General features: G+C 58.6%; 13 protein-coding genes and 2 pseudogenes. 8 read left to right on the top strand and 7 right to left on the bottom strand.

Annotation, left to right across the window (positions count from 1 at the left end):
• Positions 1-127 precede the first annotated feature (127 nt).
• The 4 genes from ACN0VH_RS00460 to ACN0VH_RS00445 all read left to right on the top strand — a co-directional run bounded on the left by ACN0VH_RS00460 (position 128) and on the right by ACN0VH_RS00445 (position 3,956).
• A complete protein-coding gene (locus ACN0VH_RS00460; RefSeq protein WP_417699109.1) occupies positions 128-1,150 on the top strand; it encodes a branched-chain amino acid ABC transporter permease in 1,023 nt (340 codons plus the stop codon).
• Between the two features lie 3 nt (positions 1,151-1,153).
• A complete protein-coding gene (locus ACN0VH_RS00455) occupies positions 1,154-2,356 on the top strand; it encodes a branched-chain amino acid ABC transporter permease (protein WP_417699108.1) in 1,203 nt (400 codons plus the stop codon).
• A gap of 12 nt (positions 2,357-2,368) precedes the next feature.
• Complete coding sequence (locus ACN0VH_RS00450; RefSeq protein WP_278922511.1) at positions 2,369-3,124, top strand: ABC transporter ATP-binding protein; 756 nt, start codon at positions 2,369-2,371, stop codon at positions 3,122-3,124.
• Positions 3,125-3,200: 76 nt separating this feature from the next.
• Positions 3,201-3,956 carry an ABC transporter ATP-binding protein gene (locus ACN0VH_RS00445; protein ID WP_278922512.1) on the top strand — a complete coding sequence of 252 codons (756 nt, stop codon included), beginning with the start codon at positions 3,201-3,203 and terminating at the stop codon, positions 3,954-3,956.
• Between the two features lie 74 nt (positions 3,957-4,030).
• Here ACN0VH_RS00445 and ACN0VH_RS00440 read toward each other — a convergent pair whose 3' ends face one another.
• Positions 4,031-5,536 (bottom strand): class I adenylate-forming enzyme family protein, encoded by a 1,506-nt coding sequence (locus ACN0VH_RS00440; RefSeq protein WP_417699106.1) that lies wholly within the window; start codon positions 5,534-5,536, stop codon positions 4,031-4,033.
• Between the two features lie 135 nt (positions 5,537-5,671).
• On the opposite strand from ACN0VH_RS00440, the gene ACN0VH_RS00435 reads away from it, so the two are divergent.
• From ACN0VH_RS00435 to aat, 4 genes are all read left to right on the top strand, one after another.
• Positions 5,672-6,211: a PAS and helix-turn-helix domain-containing protein gene (locus ACN0VH_RS00435; protein ID WP_278922514.1), complete on the top strand. Its 540-nt coding sequence runs from the start codon at positions 5,672-5,674 to the stop codon at positions 6,209-6,211.
• Positions 6,212-6,381: 170 nt separating this feature from the next.
• Entirely contained in the window at positions 6,382-6,876 is a 495-nt protein-coding gene (accB, locus tag ACN0VH_RS00430) for an acetyl-CoA carboxylase biotin carboxyl carrier protein (RefSeq protein ID WP_278922515.1), read from the top strand.
• 9 nt (positions 6,877-6,885) lie between these two features.
• A complete protein-coding gene (accC, locus tag ACN0VH_RS00425; RefSeq protein ID WP_417699105.1) occupies positions 6,886-8,235 on the top strand; it encodes an acetyl-CoA carboxylase biotin carboxylase subunit in 1,350 nt (449 codons plus the stop codon).
• Positions 8,236-8,334: 99 nt separating this feature from the next.
• Positions 8,335-8,967 carry a leucyl/phenylalanyl-tRNA--protein transferase gene (gene aat, locus ACN0VH_RS00420; protein ID WP_417699104.1) on the top strand — a complete coding sequence of 211 codons (633 nt, stop codon included), beginning with the start codon at positions 8,335-8,337 and terminating at the stop codon, positions 8,965-8,967.
• Here aat and ACN0VH_RS00415 read toward each other — a convergent pair.
• From ACN0VH_RS00415 to clpX, 6 genes and pseudogenes are all read right to left on the bottom strand, one after another.
• Entirely contained in the window at positions 8,931-9,269 is a 339-nt protein-coding gene (locus tag ACN0VH_RS00415; RefSeq protein ID WP_278922674.1) for a DUF2155 domain-containing protein, read from the bottom strand. The genes aat and ACN0VH_RS00415 overlap by 37 nt on opposite strands.
• Positions 9,270-9,316: 47 nt before the next feature.
• Complete coding sequence (gene mlaD / locus ACN0VH_RS00410; protein WP_278922518.1) at positions 9,317-9,769, bottom strand: outer membrane lipid asymmetry maintenance protein MlaD; 453 nt, start codon at positions 9,767-9,769, stop codon at positions 9,317-9,319.
• A gap of 112 nt (positions 9,770-9,881) precedes the next feature.
• The gene (locus ACN0VH_RS00405; protein ID WP_278922519.1) at positions 9,882-10,268 is read right to left on the bottom strand and encodes an NADH:ubiquinone oxidoreductase subunit NDUFA12; all 387 of its coding nucleotides are present in this window, start codon (positions 10,266-10,268) and stop codon (positions 9,882-9,884) included.
• A 113-nt stretch (positions 10,269-10,381) separates the two neighbouring features.
• Positions 10,382-10,747 (bottom strand): annotated as a pseudogene (locus tag ACN0VH_RS00400) (glyoxalase superfamily protein); the annotation flags it as partial.
• Between the two features lie 69 nt (positions 10,748-10,816).
• Positions 10,817-11,176: pseudogene (locus ACN0VH_RS00395) on the bottom strand (RidA family protein); the annotation flags it as partial.
• A 203-nt stretch (positions 11,177-11,379) separates the two neighbouring features.
• Positions 11,380-12,654: an ATP-dependent Clp protease ATP-binding subunit ClpX gene (clpX, locus tag ACN0VH_RS00390; RefSeq protein ID WP_278922520.1), complete on the bottom strand. Its 1,275-nt coding sequence runs from the start codon at positions 12,652-12,654 to the stop codon at positions 11,380-11,382.
• Between the last annotated feature and the right edge of the window lie 118 nt (positions 12,655-12,772).

Below are 12,772 nucleotides of genomic sequence, written 5' to 3'. Positions count from 1 at the left end.
TCATTCTGACATCCCGGTTTCACCTGACGCGGCCTTGGCCGTGTGGGCGTGCCGTTAAGACGGGGCATGAGGCCTCGCAGGGTCGGAATCCACCACTTCCACATCGAAGAACCCAAGGGTGGGGACTATGGACGCAATCCTATTGCAAATTTTAAACGGGCTGGACAAAGGCTCTGCCTATGCGCTGATCGCGCTGGGCCTGACACTCATTTTTGGCACGCTGGGCGTGGTGAACTTTGCGCATGGCGCCCTGTTCATGATTGGTGCCTTCTGCGCCGTGACCGTGCAGCGCTTGCTGAGCCTCAGCTATGAGGTTGTCGACGAAAGCCAAAAGGATTTCCTTGGCAACCCACTGAAAGTAAAAGCAACCTATGTGGAAAGTTGGTTCGGCCCCGAAATGGGGGGCGCCATAATAGACTGGGCAGTGCCCATCGCGATTATCTTTGCCATCCCGATCATGATCTTAATCGGTTTTGTCATGGAACGCGGGTTGATCAAGCATTTTTACAAGCGCGAACACGCGGATCAGATCCTGGTGACCTTTGGTCTCGCCATCGTGTTGCAGGAAGTGATCAAGTACTTCTACGGTGCCAACCCGATCCAAACCGCCTCCCCCGAGGCCTTGAGCGGCGTTGCCAATGTCGGCGCGCTGTTTGGCACCGAAATCTTTTATCCGGTCTGGCGTATCGTCTACTTCTTCTTCTCGGTTGTCATCATCGGCGGCATCTTCTCCTTCCTGCAGTTCACCACCTTTGGGATGGTTGTGCGCGCCGGCATGGCAGACCGCGAAACCGTTGGCCTGCTGGGCATCAATATCGACCGTCGCTTTACCATCATGTTTGGCATTGCTGCTGCCGTCGCCGGGCTTGCCGGGGTGATGTATACCCCGATCAACTCCCCCAACTATCACATGGGCATGGACTTTCTGGTGCTGAGCTTTGTGGTTGTGGTTGTTGGCGGTATGGGCTCGCTGCCTGGTGCCGTTCTGGCCGGCTTCATGCTGGGTATTCTTGAGGCCTTTGCCTCGATGAACGAGATCAAATCTTTCCTTCCCGGTATTGACCAAATCATCATCTACGTCGTTGCGATCATTATTCTGCTCACCCGTCCGCGGGGTCTGATGGGCCGCAAAGGCGTGATGGAGGAATAACACATGTTCGGACTTGATAATAAAGACACGCGGATGCTCCTGGTCGTTGCTGTACTGACGCTTTGTGCTCCCTTCATCCTCAATCCATTCCCCACCGGCAGCGCCATGGCGCAGTTCAATGCGGGCTACCCGGATCTGATGCAACGCTTTGTGATCTTTGGCATCTTTGCCATCGGTTTCAATATTCTCTTTGGCCTCACCGGCTATCTCTCCTTTGGTCACGCGGCCTTTCTGGGGGTCGGCTCCTACTCTGCCGTTTGGATGTTCAAACTGCTCTCCATGAACGTGGTGCCGGCCATCCTGCTGTCGGTGGCAATTTCGGGGCTGTTTGCGCTGCTCATTGGCTTTGTCTCGCTGCGGCGCTCGGGCATCTACTTCTCGATCCTGACGCTGGCCTTTGCGCAGATGTCCTTTAACTTGGCCTATTCGGTTCTGACCCCCATCACCAATGGGGAAACCGGTCTGCAGCTGACGCTGGATGATCCCCGTATCCTGGGTGTTTCGGCCACCGCTGACGGATCAATTCCGGTAACCAGCCTGTTTGGTCTGGAAATGCGTTCAACCTTTGAAATGGTTGTTGGCCCCTGGGCCTTCCAGTTCAACGTCGGATACTACCTCTGTGCCTTGGTTCTGCTGGCGGCCTTCTATCTGTCGATCCGCATCTTCCGCTCGCCCTTTGGCATGATGCTGCGGGCTGTGAAGTCCAACCAGCAACGGATGAACTACACCGGTCTCAACACCAAACCCTACACCCTTGCCGCCTTTGTGATCTCTGGCATGTATGCGGGTCTGGCCGGTGGTCTGATGGCCTCGATGGATCCACTGGCTGGTGCGGAGCGCATGCAGTGGACCGCCTCGGGCGAGGTTGTTCTGATGACCATCCTCGGCGGTGCGGGCACATTGATCGGCCCGGTTCTGGGCGCTGGTTTCATCAAATACTTTGAGAACATCTTCTCCAAGATCAATGACACCGTGTTGCATAACTGGTTCGCCTTTATGCCCGACGGGCTGGAAGATTTTGTCGTCTTCATCGTGCATCCTTTCATCGGCAAAGGCTGGCATCTGACTCTGGGTATCATGTTCATGCTGGTTGTGGTCTTCCTCCCAGGTGGCCTGGTCGAAGGTGGTCAACGCATCGGCAAATGGGTGAAGGGTCGCAAGAACAAAGACGACTCCACCTCTGCCACAAAAACCCCTGCGGAATAAGGAGACGGATTGATGGGTATTCTTGAAGTCAAGAACGTAGGCAAACGCTTTGGTGGCCTGCAGGCGCTGGGGGATGTGAATCTCAGCGTCAAGGAAAACACCGTCCACGCCATTATCGGACCAAATGGCGCGGGCAAATCCACCCTGCTGAACTGTCTTGTGGGTAAGCTTATTCCTGATACCGGGTCGGTCATGTTTGATGGCCAGTCGGTGCTGGGGCGCAAACCCTTTGAGATCAACCAGATGGGCATCAGCCGCGTGTTTCAAACACCTGAAATATTTGGGGATCTTTCGGTTCTGGAAAACATGATGATCCCCTGCTTTGCCAAACGGGATGGGGCGTTTTCTCTCAATGCCATCTCTTCGGTGCCCGCGCAGAAAGACGTGCTGGAAAAAGCCGAGGCAATGCTGGAGGAAATGAACATGGCGGACAAGCGGCACATGCATTCTGCCTCTCTGTCGCGGGGGGACAAACGGCGGCTGGAGATCGGCATGTGCCTGTCACAAGAGCCACGTCTGCTCTTGTTGGATGAACCCACCGCCGGGATGGCGCGGGCGGATACCAACAACACCATTGATCTGTTGAAAGAGATCAAGGAACAGCGCGACATCACCATCGCCATCATCGAACACGACATGCATGTGGTGTTCTCTCTTGCGGATCGGATCACCGTTCTGGCCCAGGGCACCCCCCTGGTCGAGGATGATCCGCAGAACATCCGTGGCAACCCCAAGGTACGCGAAGCCTATCTCGGCGAGTCGGCATAAGAACGGACACTCCCTGCCCGTCCTGACAGGACATCACGCCAGTCAGGATGGGTCAGAGTAAGAAAGGACAAGACAGATGAACGTCAAACCCGACTTTTCCAAGAACGCCAATGCGGCAACCACCGCTCCGGCCTTTCTGTCGGTCTGGGATATGCATGCCTACTACGGCGAAAGCTATATCGTGCAGGGCATCAACTTTAACGTCCATGAGGGCGAGATCCTGGCACTGTTGGGCCGCAATGGTGCCGGCAAGACCTCTACCCTGCGCTCCATCGCGCGTACCGGATCGCCCATGGTGACCCAGGGGGAAATCTGGCTGGATCACCAGCCGCTGCACCTGATGGAAAGCCATGAAGCCGCCGCAGCCGGTCTGGGCCTGGTGCCGGAAGATCGCCGCATCATTGCCGGCCTCACGGTTGAGGAAAACCTGCAGCTGGCGCAGATCGCCCCGCCCATTGGCTGGTCGATTGACCGGCTCTATGATCTGTTCCCGCGCCTGGGCGAACGACGCAAGCAAGAGGGCATCACCTTATCGGGCGGCGAACAGCAGATGCTGGCAATTGCCCGTGCCCTGGCCCGTGACATCAAGGTGCTGCTGCTGGATGAACCCTATGAAGGCCTGGCCCCGGTAATCGTGGATGAGATCGAAAAGACCCTTATGCACGTCAAGGAACAGGGCATGACCACCATTCTGGTGGAACAAAACGCCGTACGCGCGCTGGAGCTGGCAGACCGAGCCGTGATTCTCGACACTGGTGGCATTGTCTTTGATGGCACCGCCGCCGAAGTTCTGGAAAATGCCGACCTGCGATCCGAATACCTGGCGATCTAAGGTCTCTGCCACGATCAGCAACAATAGGCCGACCCCCACTTCGGGGTCGGCCTTTTTCATGACACGCGCGGGCGTTAGGCTTGGTGCAGACGTTGGCGCAGCTCTGTCTTTAGTACCTTGCCATAGTTGTTCTTGGGCAGCTCAGCGACAAAGATATAGGCCTTGGGGCATTTGAACCGGGCAATCTGGTCACGGCACAGGGCATCCAGCTCGGCCTCGCCAACCTGACCGACCACAAAGGCCACCACCTCTTCCCCCCAATCCGCATGCGGCCGCCCGACAACCGAGACCTCCTGCACCTGCGGATGGGCCAGCAGCGCCTCTTCGACCTCGCGCGGGTAGACATTGGACCCGCCGGAAATGATCAGATCCTTCGATCGGTCCTGTAGGGTCAAATAGCCTGCTGCGTCCAGAACCCCCATATCGCCGGTCATCAGCCAGCCGTCCTTCAGGGTTTCGGCGCTGGCGGCGGGGTTGTTCCAATAGCCCGGCATCACCGCATCGCCGCGCACCATGATTTCCCCCAGCGTGCCACAGGGCAAGGGAGTGCCATCCGCCGTGCCGATGCGCAGCTCCACCCCGCTTTGCGCCCGCCCCACTCCGGCCAGACGTCCCTTCCAGTTGGGGTGGCCGCGATCGCTTACCTCTTGCCGGGTCAACACCGTGATCCCCATCGGGCATTCCCCCTGACCGTAGATCTGGATGAAGATCGGGCCAAAATGCGCCTCGGCCTTGATGATATCCGCCAGATACATTGGCCCACCTGCGTAAATCACACTGCGCAGGCCTGCGCCCGACCGGCCCTGCGCCTTGGCCACGGCGGTCATCCGCGTCACCATTGTGGGGGCGGCAAACATCTGCACCCGGCCAAAATGTTCGGCCAGATCAAAGATCTCCATCTCGTCAAACCCGCCCGAGGCCGGGCAGACATGCGCCGCCCCCACCAGCACATGCAGCATATTGTAGAGCCCGGCCCCGTGGCTCATCGGGGCCGCATAGAGGATTTGATCCGCGCTGCTGGCCGCATCGACATCGGCAAAATAACCCAGCGACACGATGGTCAACATACGGTGGGTGATCTGCACCCCCTTGGGCCGGCCAGTGGTGCCAGAGGTGTAAAACAGCCAGGCCAGATCCTGCGGATCGCGTGTCGCCGGTGCCTGCACGGGGTCATGGGCCAGGGCGTCCGCATAGGCGGCATTCGTGACCGACACCCGAGGTGTATCGCCATCACAGCGCGCCAGGGCCTGGTCCTGACCGGGCGAGGTGAAAACCAGCTTGGCACCAGAATCCTGCAGGATGAACTGCGCCTCGCGCCCGTGCAGTTTGGCATTGATCGGCACTGCAGCCGCGCCGGCATACCAGATACCATAGAGCGTGATCAGATAATCCGGACAATTCGTCATGAACAGGGCCACCCGGTCGCCGGGGGCTACCCCCTGCCGACAGAGCCACCCCGCCACTGCGGCTGCCTTTTGATGAAAGCTGGCATAGTCTTCCACCAGATCCTGACCCAGAAAAATAGCTGGACGCGCAGCATCTGCTTGCGCCTGCCGTTGCAGCCATTGCGCGATATTCATCGCCTCATCTCCCCTTGAATACACGGCCCTGCCCACTCCCTCCCCGGAGCGTTGCGACAATGAGCCTGTCAAAAACAGCCTCTCATGGCGCAGCTTTCCCTTCAATTCCGCAGAAATACCCGGTTAATAGGGAATATGAGCGATATAGCCTTTGACCATGCCCCTGTGGGTCTCGCCGTTTTGGAAAACCGGGTGATCATCCGGTGCAACCAGCAATTTGCTGCCACCTTTGGCGGTGGCCCTGCTCAGTACAGCGACCTGCTGATTGCCGAACTCTATCCCAGCCAGGAAGATTACCAGCGCATCGGCGCGCTGTTGCAGCAGGATGAAGGCGCAAAAAGCGGCCTTTATAATGACGAACGCATCATGCGCAGGCGCTCGGGTGAATTGTTCTGGTGCCGGGTGCGGGGGCGATCCATTACGCCTGATGATCCCTTTCGGACCGGCATCTGGTCCTTTGCTGATATTTCCGAAGACCGACCTGTTGTCAGCCTGACGCCGCGCGAACGCGAAGTGGCGATCCTGACCTGCAAGGGGCTGTCGGCCAAGGAGATCGGCCAAAAGCTGGGCCTGTCCTACCGCACCATTGAAACCCACCGCGCCCATCTGTTGCAGAAGTTCGGTGCCCGCAAGCTGCCGGAATTGGTGGCGAAGCTAAGCGGGATGCCCCTGTAGAGACAAATGTCTGACGCTAATTTGAGCGCAGAGATTGCGAATCCTGCCAATCCTGCCCATTTTATGCGCCAGATCGACAGCGCTTTCCTTGTGGTAAAGCTTACCCTATAAGCGCATCTAATTTGCTGGCTGCCTATGTGGCAGACCTGTCAGAACCGGCTGAGGACAAAATGACAAATAAAACTCATGAAGCGGATGTGGCATTCATCAAGGCACTGGCCGAATTGCTGCGCGACAATGATCTGACCGAGCTAGAGGTCAAGCGCGACTATAGCGAAGACGACAGCCTGAATGTCCGCGTCGCACGCCAGACCATCGCGGCCGCCGCCGCTCCCGTGCAGGCCAGCGTTCCTATCGCAGCTGCCGCCGCCCCTGCCGCCGCGGCCCCCGCTGCCGCAGCAGCCGCCCCTGCCGATGACCCGGCCAGCCACCCCGGTGCGGTCACATCGCCCATGGTTGGCACCGTCTACCTGCAGGCCGAACCCGGTGCCCCCGCCTTCATCACTGTTGGCAAACAGGTCAACGAAGGCGATACTCTGCTCATCGTCGAAGCGATGAAAACCATGAACCATATTCCGGCGCCAAAATCCGGTACGGTCAAGCGCATCCTGGTTGAAGACGGGGCCGCCGTCGAATTCGGATCTCCGCTGGCCATCATCGAGTAAGGGCAGCCCATGTTTGACAAGATCCTGATTGCCAACCGCGGAGAGATTGCGCTGCGCGTGATCCGGGCCTGCCGCGAGATGGGCATCAAATCGGTTGCGGTGCATTCCACCGCCGATGCCGATGCCATGCATGTGCGCATGGCCGATGAATCCGTCTGCATTGGCCCGCCCTCGGGCGCGCAAAGCTACCTATCAATTCCGGCGATCATTTCGGCCTGCGAAATTACTGGCGCCCAGGCTGTTCACCCCGGCTACGGCTTTTTGTCGGAAAACGCCAATTTTGTGCAGATCATCGAAGACCACGGGCTGACCTTTATCGGCCCCTCGGCTGCCGATATCCGCACCATGGGCGATAAGATCACCGCCAAAGAGACCGCCAAGGCGCTGGGGATCCCGGTTGTGCCCGGCTCTGAGGGTGGTGTTCCAGATGTCGAAAGCGCCCGCAAGGCCGCCGCCGACATGGGATACCCCGTGATCATCAAGGCGACCGCCGGTGGCGGTGGGCGCGGCATGAAGGTGGCCACCTCTGCTGCCGATATCGATGTCGCTTTCTCCACCGCCCGCTCTGAGGCAAAGGCGGCTTTCGGCAATGACGAAGTCTATATGGAGAAATACCTCCAGAAGCCGCGTCACATCGAAGTGCAGGTCTTTGGCGATGGCAAGGGCAATGGGGTGCATCTGGCCGAACGAGACTGTTCGCTGCAGCGGCGCCACCAGAAAGTGTTTGAAGAGGCCCCCGGCCCCTGCATCACCGCCGAAGAACGCGCCCGCATCGGCAAGATCTGCGCCGACGCCGTCGCCGCCATGAGCTACTCTGGCGCCGGGACCGTTGAATTTCTCTATGAAGCGGGCGAATTCTTCTTCATCGAAATGAACACCCGCCTGCAGGTGGAACATCCGGTGACCGAAGCCATCTTTGGCGTCGATCTGGTGCGCGAACAGATCCGCGTTGCTGCCGGGCTGCCACTGTCCTTCACCCAGGATGATCTGCAGATCAACGGCCATGCCATCGAGGTGCGCATCAACGCCGAAAAGCTGCCGAACTTCTCGCCATGCCCCGGCAAGATCACCGCCTACCACGCCCCCGGCGGGCTGGGTGTGCGGATGGATTCGGCGCTCTATGATGGCTATTCGATCCCGCCCTATTACGACAGCCTGATTGGCAAGCTGATCGTGCATGGCCGCGACCGTCCCGAAGCCCTGGCGCGCCTCAGCCGTGCCCTGGGCGAGCTGATCGTTGATGGCATCGACACCACCGTGCCGCTGTTCCACGCGCTGCTGGCCGAACCAGACGTCCAGTCTGGCGACTATGGCATCCATTGGCTGGAACGCTGGCTGGAAGAAAACCTCGGGGCCTGACCCCGATCAGACTTGGGGCGTGGCACAAGGCTGCGCCCCAATGGCCTTGCTACCGGCACTGTGCCCATACTCTCCTCAGACCTTCAGGCGGTTCGCCAGATGAGCCTCACCCCCGATCTCTTGCTGCATGCCTATTCCATTGGGGTCTTTCCAATGGCCGAGCACCGCGAAGATGAAGAGATCTTTTGGGTGGACCCCAAACGCCGGGGCATCTTTCCAATCGAAGGCTTTCATATCTCACGGTCACTGGCCAAAACCATCCGGCGCGGCGGGTTTGAGATCACGATCAATCGTGCCTTTGGCGCTGTGGTGGCGGCCTGCGCAGACCGGCAAGAAACCTGGATCAACGACGAAATCTACGCCCGCTACCTGGATCTGCATGCCATGGGCAATGCCCATTCGCTAGAGGTCTGGCAGCAGGACCAGCTAATTGGTGGCCTTTACGGCGTCTCGCTGGGGGGCGGTTTCTTTGGCGAAAGCATGTTTTCGCAGCAGCGGGACGCATCCAAGATTGCCCTGGCCTATCTGATGGATCGCTTGCGCCAGGCTGGCTTTGTGCTCTGTGATACACAGTTTTTGACGCCGCATCTGGCCTCTCTGGGGGCGATAGAAATCTCTCGTGCGACCTATAAGGCCCGTCTGGCACAGGCCATTGCGCGGCAGGTTGATTTCACCGCGCCGGAAATTCCCTCGCCTCAGCTGCTCTTGCAGCGAATGACCCAGACGTCATAGCGTGCATGATCCAGCGCTGACAGCGCCGGGCTAGAGGCAATCATCCACCCATCAAAGAACACCTCGCCATTCTGCGGATCACGAATGGTCACATAGGCAAAGGCATCGCCTGTAGGGTTTGTTACCGGATAGCGGCACTCCGTCAGGGTGACGATCAGGCCAAAGACCTCGGCGCTGCCGCCGGTGGGGATATCCACGTCGACATTTCGACCGTTGACCTTATCCAGCCCACGCAAAACCGCAGAAACACCGCGTTGGGCCTGCTCTTCCTGTGCCACAGCAGGCAAGGCGGCAAGGCCCAGAACACAGGCTGCTGCCAGCTGGCGCAATCGACCTATTCGCCCGAAGTTCACGAATCATCCCCACTGCCAGAGACAAATTTGACCAGCAGTGAAATCAGGCTGACCGCACCCTGGGTATCAAGCACCTCATCGCCCGGTTCAAAATTGTACGGCGATCCCCCCGGCATAATCTCTACAAAATTCCCGCCCAACAGACCTTCGGAGGAAATGATCACCGAACTGTCGTCGGGCACCTCAATCCCCTCTAGCACCGAAAAACGGGTATCGGCGCGAAAGGTCTGCGGGTTGAGATCAACGCCCGTCACCGTGCCAATCTTGACACCGGCCAGGCGCACATCCGTGCCGACGCTCACCCCTTCCAAAGAACGGAAAGAAGCCGCCAGCTCATAACCACCCCTTGCAGCGGATAACCCGGCAACCTGCCCGGCGTAGACGGCAAATCCAAGAGCGACGGCCAGAACCACGCCACCGGCCAGAACTTCAGTTGTATTGTGCGACATTGGGGTCTCAGCCTAGATCTTTGGGGTAAATCAAACAAACGGACCAAAGGGCAAAGCGCCGTAAGGCCCTGAAAATACGCAAGGCCCAGAGGGCCCAGGCGCGGACTGCACCTTATTCCGGGGCCCAGGCCTCGTAATCGCTGCGCGGCTTCGGGCTGCCCCCTGCGCGGATCGACCCGGCCGGAGCATAGGCCTGAAGGGTGCCCGTCAGGTTTTCCTGATGCGGCTTTTCCCAGTCCTTGTGGACCAGTGGCTTTTTGCTGGGCAATTCATCAAAGGTGCGGTGTAACCAGCCATGCCAGTCGGCACCAATACGCGAGGCTTCGACCTCGCCATTAAAGATCACCCAACGGCGGCTGTCATCGGCTGTGTGATAAAACACATTGCCCTGATCATCCTCACCCACTTTTACGCCCTTACGCGCGGTAAAGATCTGGGTGTTCAGCGTCTGACCGTTCCACCATGTCACAGCGCGCAAAAGAGTATTCAGGATTCCCATGGATGCCTCCGAAGATTTCCTCAACCGTATGACGTAATTTCCCGCAAAGGTCCAGTGGCTTGCAGCGCACGGGGGCACCCTGGCGGGTTTTGGCATAACTTACCGAGAAGACCTTAAGGTCCGGTATCCTGCACCGTTTGCTCGCAAAAGGTCAGGCGATTGCCAAAGGGATCCGTCAGGGTCATCTGCAGCCCCCAGGGAACCGTCTCGATCTCCGGGTTCAGGTTGGGATAGGTTTTCGCCTGCAATTCAGCATGAAAGGCGCCAAGCCCCAGCATGGGGATAAAACTACGCCCGCCTGGCGCTGCATCCCCGTGATGCTCGCTCAGATGCAGCAGGCATCCCGAGCGAGAAACCTGTTGATAAAGCGGCAGGTCTGGCGCGTGCCTATGCTCCCAATCGACGCAAAACCCCAGGTAATCCAGGTAGAAATCCTGCGCTTTGCCCCCATCAAAGCAACGAATGATCGGGATCGCCGGATGCAGCGCAACGGGCTCATCCGTGGCCGCAATCCGAGCCGCAACTCGATCTCCGGCAACAACAGAACGCGGTGCCAGCGCAGTCACTTCGATCTCGATGCGGTATTTAGGATCAATCAGCCCCGTCTCAATCATGGTGGCGGCGGGCGGGTTGGCGCCAAATGTTTCCGCCAGCAGCGGCCAGCAGGGCGCAAACTCGCTGGCGTCTGGCAGATAGTAGTTCACCCGCACCACATCCGCAAAAGAGCCCCCCACCTCCGCAAGGGCCTTACCGATGATGTCCAGTGCTGACTGACACTGGCTCAGCACATCCTCGCCCTGGCCAACGGTGCCTGCAACATGCACAAAACCGCCCGCCACCACAGCCCGGCAATAGCCGACCTTGGCCTCAAATTCTCCACCTGATGAAATACGTCTGATCCTAGCCATTCCCTGTTCCTTTCATTTGGCCCAATACATCCTGGGGGGAGCGCCCAACGGGCGCGATGGGGCAAAGCCCCCGAGGCCGCAACTCCCGTAGGCTAAGGCCCCATTCACCTGTATACCCCCCCTAGCCAATAGAAAACGGCCAATGTCATCAAGACATTGGCCGTTCAAAACAGATCACGGTTCAGCTTCCCAGGATCACAGGATCAGCTCGCTGACGCGGGCTCTTTTTCTGCTTCTGCATCGGTATAGATCATCAAGGGCTGGGCATCGGATATGACCGCCTCTTCGTTGACCACAACCTTGGTGACGCTTTCCATGCCGGGCAGCTCAAACATGGTTTCAAGCAGCAGATCCTCAAGAATAGAGCGCAGGCCACGGGCACCGGTTTTACGCTCAATCGCGCGCTTGGCGATAGCGCTTAGCGCCTCTTCGGTAAAGTCCAGCTCGGTGTCTTCCAGCTCAAACAGGCGCTGATACTGTTTTACCAGCGCGTTCTTTGGCTTGGTCAGGATGGTCACCAGGGCATCTTCGTCCAGATCCTCCAGTGTTGCCAGAACCGGCAGACGACCAACAAATTCAGGGATCAGACCAAATTTCAGCAGATCTTCAGGCTCCAGATCCTGGAAGATTTCGCCAACGCCGCGGTCGTCATTGTTGCGCACATCGGCGCCAAAACCCATGGCGGACCCCTTGCCGCGCTGCGCGATGATTCGATCCAAACCAGCAAAAGCGCCGCCGCAGATGAACAGGATATTGGTGGTGTCGACCTGCAGGAATTCCTGCTGTGGGTGCTTGCGCCCGCCCTGCGGTGGCACGCTCGCAACGGTGCCTTCCATCAGTTTCAGCAGCGCCTGCTGCACCCCCTCGCCCGAAACATCGCGGGTGATAGACGGGTTTTCCGACTTGCGGGTGATCTTGTCGACTTCATCAATATAGACGATGCCACGCTGGGCGCGTTCAACATTGTATTCAGAGGCCTGCAATAGCTTGAGGATGATGTTTTCAACATCTTCACCGACATAGCCTGCCTCTGTCAGGGTGGTGGCATCGGCCATGGTAAAGGGCACATCCAGGATGCGCGCCAAGGTCTGCGCCAGCAAGGTCTTACCGCAGCCGGTGGGGCCGATCAGCAGGATGTTGGACTTGGCCAGCTCGATATCGCTGCCCGCTTTCTGGGCATGGTTCAGCCGTTTGTAATGGTTGTGCACCGCCACCGAGAGCACCTTTTTCGCCATGGCCTGACCAATCACATAGTCATCCAGAACCTGGCAGATGTCTTTCGGGCTCGGCACACCATCGGTTGCCTTCAACCCAGAGGCCTTGGTTTCCTCCCGGATGATATCCATGCACAGCTCAACGCATTCGTCGCAGATGAACACGGTGGGGCCCGCAATCAGTTTGCGCACCTCATGTTGGCTTTTGCCACAGAAGCTGCAGTAAAGCGTGTTCTTGCTGTCGCCACTCGAATTCGTCGCCATGGTCTACCTTTCAGTCCGCTCGGACAACCGGCGTCGCCGGGCTCTCCGCCTTTTGGCCAGCTTATGACAGCCCATCCGCCGCCACAATGTCAAAATATGTGCCCCGACGAACGCGGGG

The organism is Pseudophaeobacter sp., assembly GCF_048267565.1.
GTDB lineage: Bacteria > Pseudomonadota > Alphaproteobacteria > Rhodobacterales > Rhodobacteraceae > Pseudophaeobacter > Pseudophaeobacter profundi.
Note: the sequence above shows the minus strand (reverse complement) of the source record. Positions and strands in the feature narration are given on the sequence as shown.

What these genes read in the sequence shown, in the direction of transcription:
- ACN0VH_RS00405 (WP_278922519.1), bottom strand. Translation starts at nt 10,268, where the DNA reads ATGGGAATCCTGAATACTCTTTTGCGCGCTGTGACATGGTGGAACGGT.
- accC (WP_417699105.1), top strand. Translation starts at nt 6,886, where the DNA reads ATGTTTGACAAGATCCTGATTGCCAACCGCGGAGAGATTGCGCTGCGC.
- ACN0VH_RS00445 (WP_278922512.1), top strand. Translation starts at nt 3,201, where the DNA reads ATGAACGTCAAACCCGACTTTTCCAAGAACGCCAATGCGGCAACCACC.
- mlaD (WP_278922518.1), bottom strand. Translation starts at nt 9,769, where the DNA reads ATGTCGCACAATACAACTGAAGTTCTGGCCGGTGGCGTGGTTCTGGCC.
- clpX (WP_278922520.1), bottom strand. Translation starts at nt 12,654, where the DNA reads ATGGCGACGAATTCGAGTGGCGACAGCAAGAACACGCTTTACTGCAGC.
- ACN0VH_RS00440 (WP_417699106.1), bottom strand. Translation starts at nt 5,536, where the DNA reads ATGAATATCGCGCAATGGCTGCAACGGCAGGCGCAAGCAGATGCTGCG.
- ACN0VH_RS00460 (WP_417699109.1), top strand. Translation starts at nt 128, where the DNA reads ATGGACGCAATCCTATTGCAAATTTTAAACGGGCTGGACAAAGGCTCT.
- aat (WP_417699104.1), top strand. Translation starts at nt 8,335, where the DNA reads ATGAGCCTCACCCCCGATCTCTTGCTGCATGCCTATTCCATTGGGGTC.
- ACN0VH_RS00455 (WP_417699108.1), top strand. Translation starts at nt 1,154, where the DNA reads ATGTTCGGACTTGATAATAAAGACACGCGGATGCTCCTGGTCGTTGCT.
- ACN0VH_RS00450 (WP_278922511.1), top strand. Translation starts at nt 2,369, where the DNA reads ATGGGTATTCTTGAAGTCAAGAACGTAGGCAAACGCTTTGGTGGCCTG.
- ACN0VH_RS00435 (WP_278922514.1), top strand. Translation starts at nt 5,672, where the DNA reads ATGAGCGATATAGCCTTTGACCATGCCCCTGTGGGTCTCGCCGTTTTG.
- accB (WP_278922515.1), top strand. Translation starts at nt 6,382, where the DNA reads ATGACAAATAAAACTCATGAAGCGGATGTGGCATTCATCAAGGCACTG.